Here is a 3,043-nt window from a genome sequence, read left to right as displayed (position 1 = left end):
AACCATAAACGGGGTTGCTTTCAGGTACAGCACCCTGGCATGGCCAATATCTGATTATCATGTGCTGAGTGTAAACTATTATGACGATTATAATTTTCCTGATGCCCCGGTGATTCCATCTGCCGTATCAAACGGAACCCAGCCAGTTTATTACAATACCACTACAAAACCAATCGGTCTTGCAACAGGAAACTGGAACAGGGTTGCCGAGGCCAGTACTGCTTATCGATACGAACACACCTATACCCTTTATGATGCCAAAGCAAGGCCTGTTCGCTCTTACACCAAAAATTTCCTGGGTGGTTACACCTGTACAGACAGTAAACTCGATGCTTTCTCAGGACAACTCAACTCCAGTATCACCACTCATAGCAGGCTTCAGGGCGGAGCCGAGATCAAAACAACCGAAGTTTTCACTTATTCTGCCCAGGACAGACTCCTTACCCAGACCCATCAAATAGGCACTGCAGCCCCGGAACTTGTGCTTAGCAATACCTATGATGAACTCGGGCAGCTTATTTCCAAAAAAGTGGGTAATAACAGTCAAAACATCAATTACACCTATAATGTCCGAGGCTGGCTTACAGGCATCAATGATGTTGCCGGGCTTTCAAAAGCAGGAGACCCAAAAGATTTGTTTGCCTTTAAGATCAATTACAATACCCCGAACCAGGGTATCAGCGGAGCGGATCCCTTATACAACGGAAACATTGCAGAGACCCAGTGGGCAACCAACTCCGATAATGGAACTCTGAGGGCTTACGGCTACCGCTATGATAAATTAAACCGATTAAAGGATGCTGTTTATAAAAAAGGTGGTGTTTTAAACAACTACAACGAGAGCATGACTTATGATAAAAATGGAAATATTATCAATCTGACACGTAACGGAAGTACTAATGATAATTCCCAAACTCAAATAGATAATCTGACCTATGCTTATAAGGACAGCAATAACAGCAATCAGTTGATGAAAGTCACAGATGCAGTTGCCAATAACGCAAGCTTTTTGAATGAGTTTAAAGACAGCGCATCAAATGCTGCAGATGATTTTGATTACGACCTAAACGGTAATATGATCAAAGACAACAACAAAAACATCACTCAGATTGTTTATAACCAATTAAACCTGCCAACAAAAATAACCTTTGCCGCTACAGGAAATATTGTCTACCTTTATAATGCGGCAGGACAAAAAGTACAAAAAACAGTAAACAGATCCGGAGCTCCAGTAGTAACAACAGATTATCTGCAAGGGTATCAGTATGAAACCATCAGCGGTACAAGTACACTGAAATTTCTTCCAATGGCCGAAGGATATATAGAACCTGCAGGAAGCTCTTACAATTACATCTACCAATACAAGGATCATCTGGGCAATATTCGTCTTAGCTACGACAAGACCCTGGCCATAAAGGAAGAAAGTAATTATTATCCTTTTGGTCTGAAACAGGAAGGTTATAATAACGTGAAAATTGGGACGGAGAATAAGTATAAGTACAACGGAAAAGAGTTGCAAGACGAGAATATTGGCGGAAATCAGCTAAATCTATATGATTATGGAGCGAGAAATTATGACCCTGCTCTTGGACGTTGGATGAATATTGATAATAAATCAGAAAAATATGTTTCATTATCCTCATATCACTATGCAGGAAACAACCCAATATTATATTTAGATGTTGATGGTAATGAATTTACAGAAAATGCTTTGAAATGGGTAAATAGATTAATTGCTGATATTAACTCTAGACAAGAAAAAAACAATAGAAGTATTGCTGACTATAAAGCTAAAATTTCGGAAGGTGGTAGTGACAGACAGATAGCAAGATGGAATAGAAATATTAACTCACTTACAGCCAATAATGCAGAACTTGAAACTACAAGAGGAGAAACTGAAACATTAAAAGCTTCCTCACAAGTTTACGATGTTGTAACCAATAATGGAGGTACGGAACGAGACGTATTAGGCAATAGTACAACTACCAACCAAACAACCTTTAATAGCGATAATAACAGAGTTCAGCTAACAGTTTCATCAGGTACAGATTTAGGGCTTTTTTCCCATGAATTAAAGCATATGTATCAATTTGAAACAGGAGAATCCACATTAGGATTAACTAAAAATAATGGAGGCATAAGTCTAAAAGGAAATAATCTTTTATTTTATGATTTATCAGATGAAGTTCAAGCCTATCAAAGAGGGGCATTATTTGGACAAAGAGAAAATATAAATTCTGTATCTGATGTTTTGGCAAAAGGAATATATAGCAACAAGATTCCAACAGGTCCTATTAATGCTGTTAATCACCCAAATGCGGCCGGTATAAAACAAGATCCACAATCATTTGCTAATAGATATAATGCTGCTTTTAGAATTGGAACTACAACATATAAACCACAATAGGTATGAAAAAAATAATTCTATTTACAGGAATTTTAACACTATTTGCTTCTTGTAATAAAAATATCTATGGGAAGTATAACACTAATTATTCAAAAGATAAAAGTGCATTTTTTCAAATAACTTTGAACTCTGATAATACTGTTGAAAAAACAGAGATACATACGATAAGTAATTCTGCGAATGGTAAATTTATAGTAAAGGATAAAAAGGTAATTTGTTATTTAGACTCAACAAAATTTGGATTCCCTCCTGATACTTTAATATTCAAAATTAATGGCAATAGGCTTTATCCTATAAGAATGGGAATTGTCAATTCAAAGTTTTATTTAAGAAAAGAATGATTAATGTTGGTAATGTATCCAGACGCTTTTCTCCTTATACCTATGCTCTTAATAAACCCGATCGCTCGGATATACGCATCGATAGCGCGGAAATTCTTTCCGTGCCCTCAAAGTAAATCGACAAAGGATATAAAAAAAGCCCCCCCGCCAATAGGCGGGTTTTTTATGTTTGTCTCGTCCTGAAAAAAGTTGACTATAATAGATGTAATTATGTCAACAGAAAGAAAACATTCTAAAAATCCATTGCCTCCCCAAACTTTCAGTGAGGTCTTTAAAAGGAAGGTCGTAAAAGAAT

At 36.8% G+C, this 3,043-nt stretch carries 2 protein-coding genes; both read left to right on the top strand.

All coding sequences use genetic code 11. From position 1 onward, the window contains the following. A partial coding sequence (locus tag KHA98_RS22715; protein WP_213260281.1) for an RHS repeat domain-containing protein occupies positions 1-2,407 on the top strand: 2,407 nt, incomplete at its 5' end. Between the two features lie 2 nt (positions 2,408-2,409). Continuing rightward, positions 2,410-2,748 (top strand): hypothetical protein, encoded by a 339-nt coding sequence (locus KHA98_RS22710; RefSeq protein WP_213260280.1) that lies wholly within the window; start codon positions 2,410-2,412, stop codon positions 2,746-2,748. The last annotated feature ends 295 nt before the right edge of the window (positions 2,749-3,043 follow it).

Source organism: Flavobacterium branchiicola, assembly GCF_018383905.1.
Classification (GTDB): domain Bacteria; phylum Bacteroidota; class Bacteroidia; order Flavobacteriales; family Flavobacteriaceae; genus Flavobacterium; species Flavobacterium branchiicola.
The sequence above is the reverse complement of the archived record's forward strand: the minus strand, read 5'-3'. Positions and strand labels throughout refer to the sequence as shown.